This is a genomic window from Enterococcus alishanensis, from assembly GCF_019218635.1.
Taxonomy (GTDB): domain Bacteria; phylum Bacillota; class Bacilli; order Lactobacillales; family Enterococcaceae; genus Enterococcus_A; species Enterococcus_A alishanensis.
In genome coordinates, this window is record NZ_JAHUZB010000001.1 from 658,229 (window position 1) to 676,316 (window position 18,088).

At 37.8% G+C, this 18,088-nt stretch carries 14 protein-coding genes; all 14 read left to right on the plus strand.

The features are described 5' to 3' along the window. Window positions 1–13: 13 nt before the first annotated feature. Window positions 14–3,019, plus strand: a complete 3,006-nt coding sequence (gene ygfK / locus KUA55_RS03235; protein WP_218324727.1) for a putative selenate reductase subunit YgfK — start codon at window positions 14–16, stop codon at window positions 3,017–3,019. A gap of 12 nt (window positions 3,020–3,031) precedes the next feature. Further along, entirely contained in the window at window positions 3,032–4,402 is a 1,371-nt protein-coding gene (hydA, locus tag KUA55_RS03240) for a dihydropyrimidinase (protein WP_218324728.1), read from the plus strand. A 20-nt stretch (window positions 4,403–4,422) separates the two neighbouring features. After that, window positions 4,423–5,616: a diaminopropionate ammonia-lyase gene (gene dpaL / locus KUA55_RS03245; protein ID WP_218324729.1), complete on the plus strand. Its 1,194-nt coding sequence runs from the start codon at window positions 4,423–4,425 to the stop codon at window positions 5,614–5,616. A gap of 5 nt (window positions 5,617–5,621) precedes the next feature. Continuing rightward, window positions 5,622–6,941 carry a YgeY family selenium metabolism-linked hydrolase gene (locus KUA55_RS03250; RefSeq protein ID WP_218324730.1) on the plus strand — a complete coding sequence of 440 codons (1,320 nt, stop codon included), beginning with the start codon at window positions 5,622–5,624 and terminating at the stop codon, window positions 6,939–6,941. A gap of 78 nt (window positions 6,942–7,019) precedes the next feature. Further along, complete coding sequence (gene ygeW / locus KUA55_RS03255) at window positions 7,020–8,219, plus strand: knotted carbamoyltransferase YgeW (RefSeq protein WP_218324731.1); 1,200 nt, start codon at window positions 7,020–7,022, stop codon at window positions 8,217–8,219. 75 nt (window positions 8,220–8,294) lie between these two features. Next, window positions 8,295–9,230: a carbamate kinase gene (arcC, locus tag KUA55_RS03260; RefSeq protein WP_218324732.1), complete on the plus strand. Its 936-nt coding sequence runs from the start codon at window positions 8,295–8,297 to the stop codon at window positions 9,228–9,230. A gap of 27 nt (window positions 9,231–9,257) precedes the next feature. After that, window positions 9,258–9,638, plus strand: a complete 381-nt coding sequence (locus tag KUA55_RS03265; RefSeq protein WP_218324733.1) for a RidA family protein — start codon at window positions 9,258–9,260, stop codon at window positions 9,636–9,638. Window positions 9,639–9,659: 21 nt separating this feature from the next. Then, on the plus strand, window positions 9,660–10,997 hold the full coding sequence (locus KUA55_RS03270) for a nucleobase:cation symporter-2 family protein (RefSeq protein WP_218324734.1): 1,338 nt from the start codon (window positions 9,660–9,662) through the stop codon (window positions 10,995–10,997). A gap of 324 nt (window positions 10,998–11,321) precedes the next feature. After that, window positions 11,322–11,687, plus strand: a complete 366-nt coding sequence (locus KUA55_RS03275) for a winged helix-turn-helix domain-containing protein (protein WP_246601358.1) — start codon at window positions 11,322–11,324, stop codon at window positions 11,685–11,687. Window positions 11,688–11,904: 217 nt separating this feature from the next. Then, window positions 11,905–14,478 carry a selenium-dependent xanthine dehydrogenase gene (gene xdh, locus KUA55_RS03280; protein ID WP_218324735.1) on the plus strand — a complete coding sequence of 858 codons (2,574 nt, stop codon included), beginning with the start codon at window positions 11,905–11,907 and terminating at the stop codon, window positions 14,476–14,478. 11 nt (window positions 14,479–14,489) lie between these two features. Beyond that, window positions 14,490–15,080 carry a nucleotidyltransferase family protein gene (locus KUA55_RS03285; protein WP_218324736.1) on the plus strand — a complete coding sequence of 197 codons (591 nt, stop codon included), beginning with the start codon at window positions 14,490–14,492 and terminating at the stop codon, window positions 15,078–15,080. A 297-nt stretch (window positions 15,081–15,377) separates the two neighbouring features. Further along, window positions 15,378–15,821: a flavodoxin gene (locus tag KUA55_RS03290; RefSeq protein WP_218324737.1), complete on the plus strand. Its 444-nt coding sequence runs from the start codon at window positions 15,378–15,380 to the stop codon at window positions 15,819–15,821. A 24-nt stretch (window positions 15,822–15,845) separates the two neighbouring features. After that, window positions 15,846–16,664, plus strand: coding sequence for a sulfide/dihydroorotate dehydrogenase-like FAD/NAD-binding protein (locus KUA55_RS03295; RefSeq protein WP_218324738.1), 819 nt, complete (start codon window positions 15,846–15,848; stop codon window positions 16,662–16,664). 9 nt (window positions 16,665–16,673) lie between these two features. Further along, window positions 16,674–18,074, plus strand: coding sequence for an NADPH-dependent glutamate synthase (gltA, locus tag KUA55_RS03300; protein WP_218324739.1), 1,401 nt, complete (start codon window positions 16,674–16,676; stop codon window positions 18,072–18,074). The last annotated feature ends 14 nt before the right edge of the window (window positions 18,075–18,088 follow it).

Sequence of the window (18,088 nt, forward strand, 5' to 3'; positions counted from 1 at the left end):
GAGGTGAAAAAATATGAGCGATATTATGCGCCCGATTTCAATCGATGCGTTACTTGATTGGGTCATGCAGGAATATAAAAAGTCTGGCACAATTTTCGGTGTTAGAAAGTTCTTTAAGCCAGAAGGTGACAAACAAATTTCTTTATTCAATGAAAAGATGGAGACACCGATTGGCCCAGCAGCAGGTCCACATACGCAATTAGCGCAAAACATAGTTGCTTCTTACTTAACAGGTTCACGTTTCTTCGAATTAAAAACGGTACAAATTTTAGATGGTGAAGATTTACCTGTAGCAAAACCTTGTATCTCAGCTCGCGATGAGGGTTACAACTGTGAGTGGTCTACCGAGTTACGTGTACCTCAAGCGTTTGAAGAATATGTCAAAGGCTGGTTTGTTTTAAAATTATTGGCGCGTGAATTTGATTTAGGCGATCCTGATGGTTTTATTTTCAATATGAGTGTTGGATATGACTTAGAAGGAATTAAAACGCCTAAGATCCAAAAATATATTCATGAGATGCAAGATGCAAAAGCTACACCAATTTGGGCGGAGTGTGTTGAAGCAGCAAAAAGTCGATTGAATCAATTTACCCGAGTGGATGAAGATTACATTAATCATATTAGTCCGAAAGTTTCCCATTCTATTACTCTATCGACGTTACACGGGACTTTACCGCATGAAATCGAACAAATTGCTGTTCACTTATTAGATGAACAAAAGTTAAATACTTTCATTAAATGCAATCCGACGTTATTAGGTTATGAATATGCTAGAAAAACTATGGATGAACTTGGCTTCGATTATATGGAATTTGATGACCATCATTTTACTGAAGATTTACAGTTTGAAGATGCTGTACCGATGTTACAAAGGCTACAAGATCTAGCCGATAAAGAACAGTTAAACTTCGGGGTGAAAATTACCAATACTTTCCCTGTTGATGTAGGACAAGATGAATTACCATCTGAAGAAATGTATATGTCTGGTCGCTCACTGTATCCATTATCAATTATGGTTGCGAAAAGATTATCTGACGCTTTCCATGGTGAGCTACAGATTTCTTATTCCGGTGGTGCCGATGTATTCAATATGAAAGATTTGTTTGAAGCAGGTATTTGGCCAATAACAGTGGCGACAACTTTATTAAAACCAGGCGGTTATCAACGCTTAACCCAAATGGCTAATGTTGTTTCAACCCTAGATTATCCAACTCATGTGAAAGTTGATTTAGAAAAAGTCAGTAAATTAGTTGAAAAATCAACCGAAACAGCAAAATATCAAAAATCAATAAAATTACCTGGATCTCCGAAAATTAAAGAAACAGTGCCTTTACTAAGCTGTTATACGGCGCCTTGTCGCGGAACTGGTGGCTGCCCAATTGACCAAGATATTCCAGCTTACTTACGTTATGTAGAAGAAGGCAAATATCTTGATGCGTTGAAAGTAATTGTGGATAAAAATCCACTACCATTTATCACTGGAACAATTTGTGCCCATCCTTGTGAAACAAAATGTACCCGTCAATTTTATGAAGGCGCTATCGATATTCGTGGCGTGAAATTAGAAGCGGCAGAACATGCTTACGATGAATTATTAGCTTCAATGGTTAAACCTGAACCAGTTACTGATGCACCAAAAACAGCTGTTGTTGGTGGTGGACCGGCAGGGATTTCAGCAGGTTATTTATTAGCTCGCGAAGGTTTCCCAGTAACTGTATTTGAAAAAGATACAACCTTAGGTGGCGTTTGTAGTCAAGTCGTACCAGAATTTAGAATTTCGATGGAAAGCGTGCAAAAAGATGTCGAGATGGCACGTTTCATGGGGGCGGAGTTCAAGACTGGTCAAGCAGCACCAAGTTTAGAAGATTTAAGAGCGCAAGGATATGAAAAAGTGATTTATGCTATTGGCGCTTGGAAACATAATAATTTGAAATTAGAAGCTGGTGAAGCAATTAATTCACTAGAATTCTTAGTTAAAACACGGCAAAACACGCAAGAAAATCCGTATGGTGAAAACATTGTCGTAATCGGCGGCGGAAATACCGCTATGGATTGTGCTAGAGCCGCAAAACAATTACCAGGAGTCAAAGAAGTTTCGCTAGTTTATCGTCGTGACAAACGAAATATGCCAGCCGATGAAGAAGAATTGTATTTGGCACTAGATGATGATGTTACTTTCCGTGAGCTACTTGCACCAATTAAATTAGTTGATGGTAAATTAACTTGTGAAGTAATGAAACTGGGAGCTCGTGATGCATCAGGTCGTAAGCGTCCGGAACCAACTGGCGAGTTTGTTGAAGTGAAAGCAGACGTAGTGATTTCAGCAATCGGTGAAAAAGTTGATGATACCTTCTTTAATTCAGTTGGCATCGAAACAGATAATCGTGGTCGTGTAGTAGTTAATCCACAAACTTTGGAAACTAACTTAAAAGATGTTTTTGTAGTTGGTGATGCTAACTTAGGACCAGCAACAATTGTGGAAGCAATTGCAGATTCAACAAAAGCTTGTAATGCGATTGTTGAAGTTCATAATCGCAACTATGAACGGGCAAATCTAAATATTGATACCGCTTCAGTTCGAGCAAAACGCGGAGATATGGTGATACCGGAAAACCCGATGAGTCAAGCAGCTCGTTGTTTAGAATGTTCAACTGTATGTGAATCATGCGTAGACGTTTGTCCAAACCGAGCAAATATCGTCGTGATGGTTCATGATGAACCACAAATCATGCACGTTGATCGGATGTGTAATGAATGTGGCAACTGTGAAACATTCTGTCCATACTCTAGTGCACCATACAAAGATAAATTTACTTTATTTAATTCAGAAGAAGATTTTCACGATAGTACAAATGAAGGTTTCTATGTAGTAGATCCAAGTCGTAAATTAGTCTTGGTTCGAAACAAAGGCGAAGAAAATACATTCTCATTAATTGATGGCAATGTGAAGGTAGCAAATGGCTTACAAGATATGATGGAAACTGTTATTGATGACTATGCTTTCGTTTTAGCGAACTAAGAGGTGAAAGAAATGTCAATCGTAATCAAAGGTGGAACGGTCGTTTCAAGTCATGGCCGTCGACAGTTAGATATTAGAATTAACGGCGAAAAAATCACCGAACTCGGCAATGGTTTATCTATTGCCGACGGTGAAGAAGTCGTCGATGCAACAGGATGTTTCATTTTTCCTGGATTAATTGATGGTCATACCCATTTAGAGCTAAATAATGGGATGACCGATACTTCAGATGATTTTACAACGGGTTCAATTGCCGCTGTGGCAAAAGGGACAACGACAGTCATTGATATGGCGACACCTGAACATGGTGGCACTTTAGATGAATGTCTCATTACTTGGAACAAAATGGCTGAAGGAAAATCCTCGGCAGACTTCAATTATCACATGTCAGTTATCGAATGGAATGAAAACATCGCAAAAGAGATTCCCAAAATGGTCAAAAAAGGGGTCACAACTTTTAAGATGTATATGGCTTATGACAATTTGCGGACCAATGATGCCGAATTGTATGAAGCAATGAAAATTATTAAATCAGTTGGCGGTATGTTAGGTGTGCACTGTGAAAATGGCGATGTCATCAATCAGTTGCAAGCAGAATATTTAAAGGCTGGTAAAACTGGTCCTGAAAACCATCCATTAACACGACCAAATCAATTAGAAGCCGAAGCGGTCAATCGCTACTTAACGATTGCTAAACAAGCAAATCTTGCGGTGAATATTGTGCATTTAAGCACAAAGGAAGCTTTAGAAGTGGTAAAACATGCACGAGCTGAAGGTCAGGAAGTTTACGTAGAAACTTGTCCACAATATTTATTGTTAGATGACGAGGCTTACGGATTACCAAATTTTGAAGGCGCGAAATATGTTTGCTCGCCACCGTTAAGAAAAAAAGCAGATCAAGAAGCTCTGTGGCAAGGAATTATTGATGGAGAAGTAAATACGATTTCTACCGATCATTGTGATTTTAATTTTAAAGATCAGAAAATAATAGGAAAAGATGATTTTACAAAAATTCCTGGTGGAATGCCAGGAGTGGAAAGTCGTCCCGAACTTGTATATACCGCAGGAGTAGCAGCCGGCAAGATTACTCCTGAACGTTTTGTTGAATTGTTGTCAGAAAACATTGCCAAACAATTCGATTTATATCCACAAAAAGGCATCATTCAAGTCGACAGTGATGCTGATATCGTTATTTGGGATCCGGAAGCTACGGGTGTGATTAGTGCTAAAACACAGTTACAACATTGTGATTACACACCATTTGAAGGATTCCAAACAAAGGGTAAAGCCCGAAGTGTTTATTTAAGAGGAAATAAAGTCGCAGAAAATGGCGAAATTATTTCAACAAAACAAGGGAAATTTATTTTCCGCAAGATTACTTAAATTTTTAGGAGGCGTATTCAGTGAGTAAAATCAAATGGGTAAAAAATGAGATGCCCAAATCAGACGATCAGTATTTACATTTAATGAACCAAGAAAATATGGAAAAAGCAGGTTTCTTCCATCGAAGTTTCCCGCAGTATTCTGAAACGCCACTGGTTGATCTAACCCATATGGCAAAATTATTAGGCTTAAAAGATTTCTTCGTAAAAGATGAATCTTATCGTTTTGGCTTAAATGCGTTTAAAGTATTAGGCGGGTCATATGCGATTGCCAACTACGTAGCAGATAAAGTTGGTGACGACATTGAAACAATGACCTACGAACGTTTGACTTCACCAGAGTTGGAAAAAGAATTTGGGACAGCAACTTTTTATACAGCAACTGACGGAAACCATGGTCGTGGCGTTGCTTGGGCTGCTAGTGCTTTAGGACAAAAATCAGTGGTCTTGATGCCAAAAGGTTCTGCTAAATCACGTTTCGATAATATTGCAAATGAAGGCGCTGACGTAACTATTACAGATGTGAACTATGACGAAGCTGTTCGGATGGCAAATGATTTAGCTGAAAAAGATGAAAACGGTGTAATGGTTCAAGACACTGCTTGGGATGGCTATGAAAAATTACCGACATGGATCATGCAAGGTTACGGTACGATGGCTTCAGAAGCTGCCAAACAGTTAAAAGAAGAAAACAAACGACCAACTCATATTTTTGTACAGGCGGGTGTAGGTAGTTTAGCAGGTGCAGTCGTTGGTTACTTTGCCAATATTTACAAAGACAATCCACCAAAATTAGTTGTAATGGAAGCACAAGCTGCTGATTGTCTATACAAATCAGCTGAAGCAAAAGATGGCAATATCAGAATTGTTGACGGTGATTTAGATACGATTATGGCCGGTCTTGCTTGTGGTGAACCAAATACGATTTCATTTGATATTTTGAAAAATCATGTTGATTATTTTGTATCTTGTCCAGACTGGGTAGCTGCAAAAGGCATGCGGATGCTAGGAAACCCGGTTAAAGGCGATCAACAAGTGATTTCAGGTGAATCAGGAGCGGTCGGAATGGGTTTAGTTGCTGCTTTAATGCAAGATCCTGAATATGTTGATTTAAAAAATGCACTAGAATTAAATTCGGAATCAGAGGTATTGATGTTCTCAACTGAAGGAGACACCGATCCTGATAATTATAAACACATTGTGTGGGGGGAATAGGAAAAATGGATTTTAACGCAATCAAAGACGCAGCAAAAAATTATGAAAAAGACATGGTCAAATTTTTACGAGACTTAGTAGCAATTCCTGGTGAATCTGCTGAAGAAGGTCCGAAATTACAAAGAGCTAAAGAAGAAATGGAAAAACTTGGTTTTGATAAAGTAGAATTCGATCCTCAAGGAAACTTATTAGGCTATATGGGTACTGGTAAAAAATTAATTGCTTTTGATGGTCATATGGATACAGTTGCTATTGGTGATCGTGACAACTGGAAATTTGATCCTTATGAAGGTTACGAAACAGATACTGAAATCGGTGGCCGCGGAACATCTGACCAAGAGGGCGGAATTGTTTCAGCTGTTTACGGTGCTAAAATCATGAAAGATTTAGGTTTATTAAATGATGATTACACTGCATTAGTAACAGCTACTGTTCAAGAAGAAGATTGTGATGGCTTATGTTGGGAATATATTATTAAAGAAGATAAAATTCGTCCAGAATTTGTTGTTTCAACTGAACCAACTGATGGTGGAATCTACCGTGGCCAACGGGGAAGAATGGAAATTCGTATCGATGTTCACGGAATTTCTTCTCATGGTTCTGCACCAGAACGTGGCGATAATGCAATCTACAAACTATCAGATATCTTAAATGATGTACGTGATTTAAATAATAATGGTTGTACTGAAAGTACCGAGATTTTAGGTCTTGAAAAAATGTTACATGAAAAATGGAATCCTGAATGGCAAGAAGCGCGTTTCTTAGGTCGTGGAACAGTGACTGCTTCACAACTTTACTTCTCTTCTCCATCTCGTTGTGCCGTTGCAGATGGTGCGTCTGTATCATTAGACCGTCGGATGACTGCTGGCGAAACTTGGGAAGGTTGTCTAGAAGAAATTCGTCAATTACCAGCTGTAAAACGTTATGGCGACGATGTAACAGTTTCACTTTATAATTATGACCGTCCTTCATACACAGGTTTGGTTTATCCAATCGAAGCGTACTTCCCAACTTGGGTAATTCCAGAAGAATCTCCAGTAACGCAAAGCTTAATGGAAACTCATCATGAATTATTTGGTGAAAAACGCTTAGGCCCAGATACACAAATTAAAATGCGTGAAGCTCGCCCATTGTTAGATAAATGGACCTTCTCGACAAACGGTGTATCAATTATGGGACGTAACGGCATTCCTTGTATCGGTTTTGGTCCAGGGGCTGAAGCACAAGCACATGCACCAAATGAAATTTCATGGAAACAAGATTTAGTAAACTGTGCGGCTTTCTATGCAGCATTACCAACAATTTATACAAAAAACACTAAATAATTTTGCTTTTTCTAGTGAGTCCCTTGCTATTGACTCACTAGAAAACCATTTAAAAAATATATCTTAAGGAGAGCGACAATGGCTGAATTCAAAGACTTAGTAAAAAATATTGAGGATAAAAATACTTCCGGTTTATACGGCGGGGACTTTCTACAAACATGGGAAAAAAATGATGATGAAATTGATGCAGTTTTAAATACGGCAGATGCGTTAAGAGATTTACGTGAAAGAAATATTTCAACTAAAATTTTCGATTCAGGTTTAGGTGTATCGATTTTCCGTGATAACTCTACACGGACACGTTTTTCATTTGCATCAGCTTGTAACATGCTTGGTTTAGCAGTACAAGATTTAGATGAGAAAAAATCACAAATCTCTCATGGTGAAACAGTACGTGAAACAGCAACAATGATCTCATTTATGGCAGATGTAATTGGTATTCGTGATGACATGTATATCGGTAAAGGCGATGCTTACATGCGCGAAGTCATTGAATCAGTGAAAGAATCTCATGAAGCTGGTATTTTGGAACAACGTCCGAACTTAGTAGATTTACAAGATGACCAAGATCATCCAACACAAGCGCTGGCAGACTTGGATCATATTATTCATGAATTAGGCGGCGTAGAAAACTTAAAAGGTAAAAAAATTGTTATGTCATGGGCATACTCACCATCATATGGCAAACCTTTATCAGTAGCACAAGGAATTATCGGTTTGATGACTCGTTTCGGAATGGATGTTGTCTTAGCTCACCCAGAAGGCTACGAAGTGATGCCTGAAGTGGAAGAAATCGCTAAGAAAAATGCTGAAAAATCTGGTGGTAAGTATTCTAAAACAAATGATATGAAAGAAGCCTTTAAAGATGCTGACGTGATTTATTGTAAATCTTGGGCACCATTTAAAGCAATGGAAGAAAGAACTGAGCTTTATGGTAAAGGCGACTTTGATGGCATTGATAAACTAGAAGAAGAATTATTAGTTCAAAACGCCAATCATAAAGATTGGGCTGCAACTGAAGAAATGATGAGCTTAACTAAAGATGGCAAAGCATTGTATATGCACCCACTTCCAGCTGACATTACTGGTGTTTCTGCTGAAGAAGGTGAAGTTGACGCTTCTGTCTTTGATCGCTACCGTGATGAATTATATCGTGAAGCAAGCTACAAACCATATGTGATTGCTGCAATGATCTTCTTATCTAAATTCCAAGATCCTGCAAAAGCATTGAAAGATTTGGAAGCTCGTGGTACCGAACGTAGTATTTCTAAAAAATAATAATTAAATATAAGAGGCTCTGATGATTAATGACCAATCTCTGTAGCCTCTTTCTTATACGAAAGGAGTACCAAAATGACAAAAGTTGTCGTTGCCTTAGGCGGAAATGCTTTAGGAAATAATTTGGAAGAACAAATGGAAGCGGTTAAACAAACTGCACTTTCCATTGTAGATTTAGTTGAAGAAGGTTATCAAGTGGTTTTAGTTCATGGAAACGGCCCACAGGCTGGCATGATTAAACTAGCCATGGATGAATTAACTGCTACTGATGAGAAAAAATATCCACCAGTATCTCTATCAGTCGCAGTAGCGATGAGTCAAACTTATATTGGCTATGACTTACAAAACGCCCTAAGAGAAGAAATGCTGCACCGTGGCATTCACAAACCAGTAGTGACGGTTGCTACACAGGTTGTGGTTGATAAAGATGATCCTGCCTTTGATAAACCAACTAAACCAATTGGACGTTTCATGGAAAAAGATGAAGCGGTTCGAATGGCTATTGAGAAAGATATTACCGTGATGGAAGACGCTGGACGTGGCTACCGCCAAGTAGTTGCTTCACCAAAACCAAAAGAAATTGTTGAATTAGAAACAATCAACACCCTAATCGGTGCTGATCAACTAGTTATCTCTTGTGGTGGTGGCGGTATTCCGGTGATTAAAGAAGCAAATGATCATTTGAAAGGTGTTCCAGCAGTTATCGACAAAGATTACTGTTCTGCTTTATTAGCTGAAACAATCGATGCTGATTTCCTAGTGATCCTGACTGCAGTTGAACAAGTTGCTTTGAATTTCGGTACAGTAGAACAAAAGAACCTTGAAAATGTTTCTGTTGAAGAAATGAAAAAATACGTTCGTGAAGGTCATTTTGCACCAGGATCAATGTTACCAAAAGTTGAAGCGGCCATTGATTTTGCTGAAAAATCAGGAAAACGGACATTAATTACATCATTAGAGAAAGCCAAAGATGGCTTAGCTGGAAAAACTGGTACAGTTATTTCAAAATAAATTGACTTTTTATAAGGAGGACTTAAAGTGGCAAATAAAGTGAACAATAGTAAAAAAGCACCAGCAGCGATCGGACCTTATTCTCATTCGATTCAACATGGTAATATGTTGTTTGTTTCTGGACAATTAGGGATTGATCCTGCAACAGGTGACTTAAAAGAAACAGTTCGGGAGCAAGCAATCCAAGGTTTTGAAAATTTTAAAGCGATCATTGAAGAAGCTGGATTTACTTTTTCTGATGTAGTAAAAACGACAGTCTTTTTGACAAATATGGATAATTTTGCAGAAGTCAACGAGGTTTATAGTCAATACTTTACTGATTGGGAACCAGCTCGCTCAGCAATTGCGGTTGCTGCCTTACCAAAAGGTGGACTTTTTGAAATGGAAGCAATTTTAGTGAGAGATTAAAAATTAAAGGAGGTACGTGTTATGGCAGAACCCAAAGAAACTATACTCGTATCAGAAAAAACCAATGCCCTGTTTGACTATGACGCCGTACCTTCACTAATTGAAGTGGTGCCGTTAGGTTTGCAACATGTTATTGCCGCTGTGGTGGGTATTGTCACACCGGGATTAATGATTGCGCAGGCATGTAATTTGAGCGCTAGCGACACCACGCTAATCATTCAAACATCGCTTATTTTTGCTGGTGTTGCAACGTTAATTCAATTGTTTCCAGTTTTTCGTTATTTTGGAGCACGCTTACCGGTTATGATGGGAGCGAGCTTTGCTTACGTTCCAGTTTTAATTACTATGGGAGCAAATTATGGTATTGCAACTATTTTTGGTTCGCAAATTTTTGGTGGTCTAGCAGTTATATTTATTGGATTAGTCATCAAAAAAATTCGAGTTTTCTTTCCGCCAATTGTCACTGGAACAGTCATTTTGAGTATTGGGATGTCTTTGTTTCCAGTTGCTGTAGGATACATGGCAGGCGGCGTTTCAAGTTCTGAATATGGCTCAATGAAAAATTGGTTGGTTGCGATTATTACGTTTATTATTGTTTTTTATTTGAATAGTTTTGGCAAAGGATTTTTAAAATTATCATCTATTTTAGTTGGTATGGTTGTAGGTTATTTAATTTCATTACCATTAGGAATGGTTTCTTTTGAATCCGTTAAAGAAGCTGGTATGTTTCAAATGATTCGGCCTTTACATTTTGGCTTAAACTTTAACTTTGTTCAAATATTCACTTTGATTTTATTGATATTTGTTGATACTGTTCAAGCCATTGGTCAATTCACAGCTACAACAGTTGGAGCAATGGATCGACAACCGACGGATCGTGAATTATCTGGTGGTATTTTAGGCAAAGGTTTAGCTGTTTTTCTAGGAGGATTCTTTGGTGGAGTACCAATTTCAACTTTTGGTCAAAATGTTGGCTTAGTGATTTCGACTAAAGCAATTAATAAATATATTTTAACTTTCACATCAGCAATTCTAATTATTGCAGGTTTTGTACCGAAAATTGCTAGTCTGTTAACATCAATTCCTTATGCAGTGATTGGTGGCGCAACTATTTCAGTTTTTGCAACGATTGCTTTAACGGGAATTCAGACCATTGCTAATGAAAAATTAACCTCACAAAATGCTACTATTGTTGGCTTATCACTAGCTTTAGGGACTGGGGTAGCTTTATCAGCTAATTCATTGCAAGGATTTCCAGAGTGGTTTCAAACAATCTTCGGGGAGTCAGAAGTGATTTTAACAGCCATTATGGCGATTCTTTTAAACATCATTTTTAATCGACCAAAATTAAAAAAATAGTGTAATTCAGGAGCTTTGTAAAGTAGATCATCTTAGGTTTGAACAAACTTCCAAAATAAGAAATAAAATTTTAAAGTCTTCACAGGTTCGTTAATTTTAACAAGTTTTTTTAGAAAAACCTTACCTCTACATTTTAATTGCCTTTAGCTAATTTGTTTTTCTCGATGCAAATTTAAGTTGACCTACTTTCGCTGTTCCTGTTTTCCATAAAGCAATAGTAAATATCTAATAAAACATTTATAATTAAGAAAAGGGCTCTGCTGAAAAGGTAAAGCCCTCTTTTTTTAAAACCGTTATCTATTTTAAAAATAACGAGGTGAAGGAATGAATAACGAAGCAAAGCTTGATTACACCATGACGCTGCGTCTAAAAAAAGGGGAGGTCTTCTTTGGTCCTGGGGTAGCTGAAGTCCTTTTTTTTGTTAGTGAAACAGGTTCACTAAGTAAAGCTGCTAAAGAAATGAATATGTCTTATAACAAAGCTTGGAGAATTTTACAAAAAGCTGAAAAATGTTGGGGACAACCATTGATAGAGTCAATAGTTGGTGGTAAAAATGGCGGCGGATCACAGTTAACCAAAGAAGGAAAACGACTATTAACTAATTATCAAAATTTCGAAAAAGAGACTTATAGTTTAGTTGATAAAACTTTTGAACGTTTTTTCTCACAAGATATGAATCAAAAAAAGTAAATAGAAGACTATATTCGACTTAGTAAAACGAAACAAATCAAAATTATATTTTGACTTGTTTCTTTTTTTAAAAATCGCAGATAAACGAACTTTAAATAACGAATAATAAATTTTAAAATACCCAAAAATAAATATTTTTTGAATACAAAAAATATTTTTGATGGTATAATGTTTTTGAGATAAAAACTTATTTTTAATAGTATAGGGGTGTAAAAATATGTATTCATTTACTGTAAATGGCCAGCCAGTCACATGTGAAGAAGATAAAGAGTTGATGCATTTCTTGCGAGATGATTTGCGTTTGACTGGTACAAAAGATGGTTGTGATTCAGGAGCTTGTGGCGCTTGTACTGTCATTATAAATGGAAGGGCTTCCAAAAGCTGCTTATTTTCATTATCAAAAGTTGATGGAAAAGATGTAACAACGGTTGAAGGGATTAGCCAGCGCCAAAAAGATGTTTTTGCATATGCTTTTGCTAAAACTGGAGCTGTTCAATGTGGCTACTGTATTCCGGGATTTGTTGTCTCTGCTGTAGGTTTATTAGAAAAAAATCCAGATCCAAGTGAAAAAGATATTCGTAAAGGTATTCGAGCAAATATTTGTCGCTGTACTGGTTATGTGAAAATTATCGAAGGAATACAATTAGCAGCGCAAATGTTAAGAGAGGAAACGCCAATCCCTGAGGAGCCAGCTGAAGGAAGATTAGGTGATGATTTCAAACGAGTTGATGCTGTAGAAAAAACACTAGGAACAGGCATTTATGTAGATGATATTGTCGTCCCTGGAATGCTTCACGCATCTGCCGTAAGATCAGCTTATCCAAGAGCGAAAATCTTAAAAATCAATTCAGAAAAAGCTTTGGCTCATCCAGACTGTGAAGCAGTACTCACAGCAGCAGATGTTCCCGGAAATAATAAAATTGGTCACTTAGAATTTATTTCTGACTGGGATGTAATGATTCCAGAAGGTGAAATCACTCGATATGTTGGAGATGCTATTGTGCTAGTAGTTTCTAGCAATAAAGATTCATTAACCGAAATTAAAGAATTAGTTGAGATTGAATATGAGGTTCTTGAACCACTAACGTCTTGCGAGCAAGCAATGGCTGAGGATGCACCAAAAATCCATGAAAAAGGTAATGTATTAAGTCATGAGCATTTAATTCGTGGAAATGTCGAAGAAAAATTAAATAATTCAAAATATGTAGTTACTGAACATTATTCTGTACCTATTAATGAGCACGCTTTCATGGAGCCTGAATGTGCTATCGGTCAACCTGAAGGAGATGGGGTATTGCTTTGGAGTGCTGGCCAAAGTATCTATGATGAGCAACGAGAATGTGCTCGTATGTTAGGTTTAGAAAAAGAAAAAGTCCATGTTCAAGCGAAACTTGTCGGTGGTGGTTTCGGTGGTAAAGAAGATATGAGCGTCCAGCATCATGCCAGTTTGGCAGCTTATCTATTAAAGAAACCAGTCAAAGTTTTACTTAGCCGAGATGAAAGTTTGATGGTTCATCCGAAACGTCATGGTATGGAAATGGATTTCACAACTGGTTGTGATGAAGAAGGTAATTTAACTGCAATGAAGGCTGTGATTTATTCTGATACGGGTGCTTATGCTTCCTTGGGAGGACCTGTTTTACAAAGAGCATGTACTCACGCGGCAGGACCATATAAATATAAAGATATCGATATTGAAGGTTTTGCAGTTTATACTAATAATCCACCAGCAGGAGCTTTCCGCGGATTTGGTGTGTGTCAAACAGCTTTTGCGATTGAATGTAATTTGAATTTGCTAGCCGAAAAAGTTGGTATCAGTCCTTGGGAAATTCGTTATAAAAATGCAGTTGAACCAGGTGATGTTTTACCGAATGGTCAAGTTGTTTCAAAAAATGCGGCTTTGAAAGAAAGCTTGCTAGCTGTTAAAGATGCCTATGAAAATGCCGATGTAGCTGGGATTTCATGTTTCTTTAAAAATAGTGGAATTGGTGTTGGTTTATCTGATATTGGTCGATGTATCGTTTCCGTTGAAGATGGCAAGGTGCATGTTCGAACTTCGGCAGCTTGTATTGGTCAAGGAATGCAAACGGTTACTACTCAAATAGCTGTTGAGGCTTTAGATATTGATCCAGCATTAATTATTGCAGAACAGCCAGATACGGCTCGTACACCAGATTCAGGTACTACCACTGCTTCTCGGCAATCATTATTTACCGGTGAAGCAACACGAAGAGCGGCAATGCAATTGAGAGTAGACTTAGACATGGGACGTACTTTGGAATCCTTGGAAGGGCAAGAATATTTTGGTGAATATTCTGCGATTACTGATCCATTAAATTCTGAAAAAGAAAATCCAGTAAGCCATGCCGGCTATGGCTACGCATCTGAAGTAGTTACTTTGGATGAAAAAGGGAAATTAGAAAAAATATATGCATCTTATGATATGGGTCAAGTAATTAATCCAAGAGCAGCAGAAGGACAAATTGAAGGCGGAATTGTTATGGGCTTGGGCTATGCATTGACAGAAAACTTTGCGATGGAAGATGGATTTGTGAAAGCAAAATATGCTACTCTTGGTTTAATGGATGCTTCCAAAGTACCACCAATTGATACAAGTTTTGTTGCAGCTAAAGACATTCATGAAGGATTAGCGTACGGGATAAAAGGGGTCGGTGAACTTTCAACGATTCCAACGGCACCAGCAGTAGCCGGAGCATACCATGCCTTTGATGGAGAGTTAAGAAATGTCTTACCAATAGTCAATACACCTTACCAAAAAAAGAAAAGATAATGAGGTAGCTCATGGTAATTTCTGATACAAGTATCGTAATCATGGCGAGTGGTTTTTCAAATCGCATGAAGAAAAATAAATTATTTTTAACTTATCAAGGGGAAACATTTTTAACGCGGGCACTTAAGTTAGCATTAAAAAATTCTGCATTTCATGAAGTATTATTAGTCATTAAACCAGAGGATTTGGCTAAAATAGAAATACCGCCAAAAGTTAAAGTAGTTTTAAATCACGAGAGCGGTCTTGGCCAAAGCACCAGTGTAAAGTTAGGTGCCTCAGAGGCTAGTGGAAAACATCTTATTTTTATGCCGATTGACCAACCTAGATTATCCAGTGAATTGCTAGAAAAACTGGCAAAACAAGGGGACAGTCAAAATATTGTCTACCCAATCCATAACGGAAATCCCAGTTCCCCAACTTTTTTTGGGGAAAAATATATAGCTGAATTAAAAGAAGTAGGTGGTCAAACTGGTGGACGTAAAATACGTGACAAGTATCATGATTTTACGATTGAAATTCCTTGGTCGAAAGAAGAATTATTCGATATTGATACGCCAGAAAATTATCAAGAATTACTAGAAAAAAGTAACAAAGTATTATAAAATAGTGTTAGGTGAATACCTATTACCGCACTGTCAAATTCGTTTGTCCAGAGGTAGAATCTTTTAAGATTCTACCTCTTTTTTAAGAGATAAGTTTGTAAATGTTTACACAGACTTTAAAAAAAGTTTTTGGCTTGCAAAAAGAATTTGATGTGCTAAAAAAAATTATGGAAATTTGTGAAATATATGTTATATTATAAATGAAGTAGGAAAGTCGAAGTATATTAATTTGTAAGGCTTTTCACATTTCTTCATTTGTTATCATAAAAAATCTGATTTAAAGGAAGGATGAGCAATATGGCTTTGGCAAAAATCGTTTATGCAAGTATGACAGGAAACACAGAAGGAATTTCGGAAATCTTGGAAGAAAAATTTACAGACAAAGGAATCGATGTGGAACGTGTTGAAGTAGACGACGCTGACGATGATTTCTTTGATGATGCAGATATCTGTGTTGTAGCAACTTATACTTACAATGATGGTGAACTACCATTTGATTTTGAAGATTTCTATGAAGAATTACCGGATCAAGATTTAGACGGCAAAGTTTACGGTGTTGTAGGTACTGGTGATAGTGAGCTTTATCCTGACTATTTCTGTACAGCAGCAGATGACTTTGATGCAGCTTTCGCAAAAACAGGAGCTAAAAAAGGCGCTGATGTTGTGAAAATTGAAAATGAAGCAGAAGATGAAGACGTAGTGACATTGGAAGGATTTGTTGCTGCATTAATTGATGCCTAGTCAAACTGAAAGGGATGGGTTAATGTGTTTCTGATTTCAAGACAAAAACAATTAGCTGAAAATGAATTTGAATTTTGGGTGGAAGCGCCGAGAATTGCTGAAAAGGCTCAACCAGGTCAATTTGTCATTTTAAAAAAAGATGAAGAGGCGGAACGCATTCCATTAACTATTGTAGATACAGATTTAGAAGCTGGGACCATCAAAGTGATTTTCCAAGTTGTTGGCCGCTCGACAATTTTGCTTGCTGAATTAAGAGATGGCGATTATCTTAGCGATATTGTCGGCCCATTAGGCAAACCGACTGAGATTGAGAATTATGGAACTGTATTATTGGTTGGTGGTGGTGTCGGAATCGCAGTATTATTACCGATTATTAAAGGTTTAAGTCTAGCTGGTAACCGAGTAATTAGCGTACTAGGGGCAAAAACAGATGAGCTAGTCATCTTGCGAGATGAAGTCGAAGAATTATCAGACGAATTAATTATTATGACAGACGATGGCTCATTGGGTCGTAAAGGTCTGGTAACTGAAGCAATGGTGGATGTTTTCGAACGAGAAAAAATTGATTATTGTTGGGCGATTGGACCAAGCATGATGATGAAATTTGCTACTTTAACTGCTCAAAAATATGAAGTACCAATGTTTGTTTCTTTGAATCCAATTATGATTGATGGCACTGGCATGTGTGGCTGTTGTCGTATCACGGTTAACAATGAAATAAAATTTGCTTGTGTAGATGGACCTGAGTTTAATGCATATGATGTTGATTGGGATGAGTTTGTTCAGCGAAGTAGACAGTATCGTGAAGAAGAAACCCTCTCATTAGAACAATTGGGAAGGTAGGTGGCGAAAATGGCAAAAAGAAGTTATACAAAGACACCGATGAAAGAGCAAGATCCAATTGTTCGCTCGACTAATTTCTCAGAAGTTGCTCTAGGTTATACGGATGAAGAGGGACGCTTAGAAGCGATTCGCTGTCTGCAATGTAAAGATGCTCCTTGTATTCAATATTGCCCAGTGATGATTGACATCCCAGGATTCATTCAAGCAATTAAAGATGAAGATATGCCGGAAGCTTATCGTATTATTAATCGCTTTTCTAATTTACCGGCTATTTGTGGTCGTGTTTGTCCGCAAGAAAAGCAATGTGAAATGGTTTGCCGTTTAGGAAAATCGAAAAAATTCGAACCAGTAGCAATTGGTAAACTAGAACGTTATGTTGCTGATTGGGCTTTAGAAAATGCGGTTTCGGAAGAACCGATCCCGTTGGACAAAGGAAAAGTTGCCGTGATTGGATCAGGACCGTCTGGTTTAACTGTGGCTGGTGATTTAGCCAAAATGGGATATGAAGCGACTATCTTTGAAGCGCTGCATAAAGCTGGTGGTGTATTGAGCTATGGTATTCCTGAGTTCCGTTTACCAAAAAGTATTGTAGCCAAAGAAATTAACCAAATCAAAGCAGCGGGCGTAAAAATTGAAACGAACGTGATTGTTGGTAGAACAATTACAATGGAAGAAATTATGGATCAATTTGATGCTTGTTATATCGCTGTCGGTGCGGGAACACCAAACTTCATGGGTATTCCAGGGACTGGTTTAAATGGTGTTCAAGCCTCAAGTGAATTTTTAACACGGATTAATTTAATGCATGGTTATGAATTCCCTAAATATGATACACCAGTCAAACGAAGTAAAAAAGTTGCGGTTATTGGCGGCGGAAATGTCGCAATGGATGCAGCTCGTTCGGCTAAACGTTTAGGGGCCGATCAAGTAACGGTTATTTATCGCCGAACTGTTGAAGAATTGCCTGCCAGAGAAGAAGAATACCATCATTCAGTTGAAGAAGGTATCGAATATGAATGGTTAACTGCTCCGGTAGAATATTTAGGTGATGGTGACGGTAATTTAGTCGGTGTGAAATGTATAAAAATGGAATTGGGTGAACCCGATGATTCTGGTCGTAGGAGACCGGTACCGATTCCTGATAGCGAATTTATCATTGAATCAAGTGAAGTGATTGAGGCTATTGGTCAAGGACCAAACAAAATTTTACTAGAAAGCTATCCAGATATGAACCTTAACAAATGGGGTTATATTGATGCAGATGAAGAAACTTGCGCTACGAACGTCCCAGGACTTTTTGCCGGTGGAGATATCGTGACCGGTGCGGCCACAGTTATTTTGGCTATGGGTGCAGGAAAACTTGCTGCCAAAGAGATCGATGCCTACATTACTCAGCAAAAAGATCAATAGAAGAGGAAGTTTGC

Coding starts and splice junctions, on each gene's coding strand:
- ygfK (WP_218324727.1), top strand. CDS start 14: ATGAGCGATATTATGCGCCCGATTTCAATCGATGCGTTACTTGATTGG.
- ygeW (WP_218324731.1), top strand. CDS start 7,020: ATGGCTGAATTCAAAGACTTAGTAAAAAATATTGAGGATAAAAATACT.
- gltA (WP_218324739.1), top strand. CDS start 16,674: ATGGCAAAAAGAAGTTATACAAAGACACCGATGAAAGAGCAAGATCCA.
- KUA55_RS03275 (WP_246601358.1), top strand. CDS start 11,322: ATGAATAACGAAGCAAAGCTTGATTACACCATGACGCTGCGTCTAAAA.
- KUA55_RS03270 (WP_218324734.1), top strand. CDS start 9,660: ATGGCAGAACCCAAAGAAACTATACTCGTATCAGAAAAAACCAATGCC.
- KUA55_RS03250 (WP_218324730.1), top strand. CDS start 5,622: ATGGATTTTAACGCAATCAAAGACGCAGCAAAAAATTATGAAAAAGAC.
- KUA55_RS03290 (WP_218324737.1), top strand. CDS start 15,378: ATGGCTTTGGCAAAAATCGTTTATGCAAGTATGACAGGAAACACAGAA.
- arcC (WP_218324732.1), top strand. CDS start 8,295: ATGACAAAAGTTGTCGTTGCCTTAGGCGGAAATGCTTTAGGAAATAAT.
- xdh (WP_218324735.1), top strand. CDS start 11,905: ATGTATTCATTTACTGTAAATGGCCAGCCAGTCACATGTGAAGAAGAT.
- KUA55_RS03285 (WP_218324736.1), top strand. CDS start 14,490: ATGGTAATTTCTGATACAAGTATCGTAATCATGGCGAGTGGTTTTTCA.
- hydA (WP_218324728.1), top strand. CDS start 3,032: ATGTCAATCGTAATCAAAGGTGGAACGGTCGTTTCAAGTCATGGCCGT.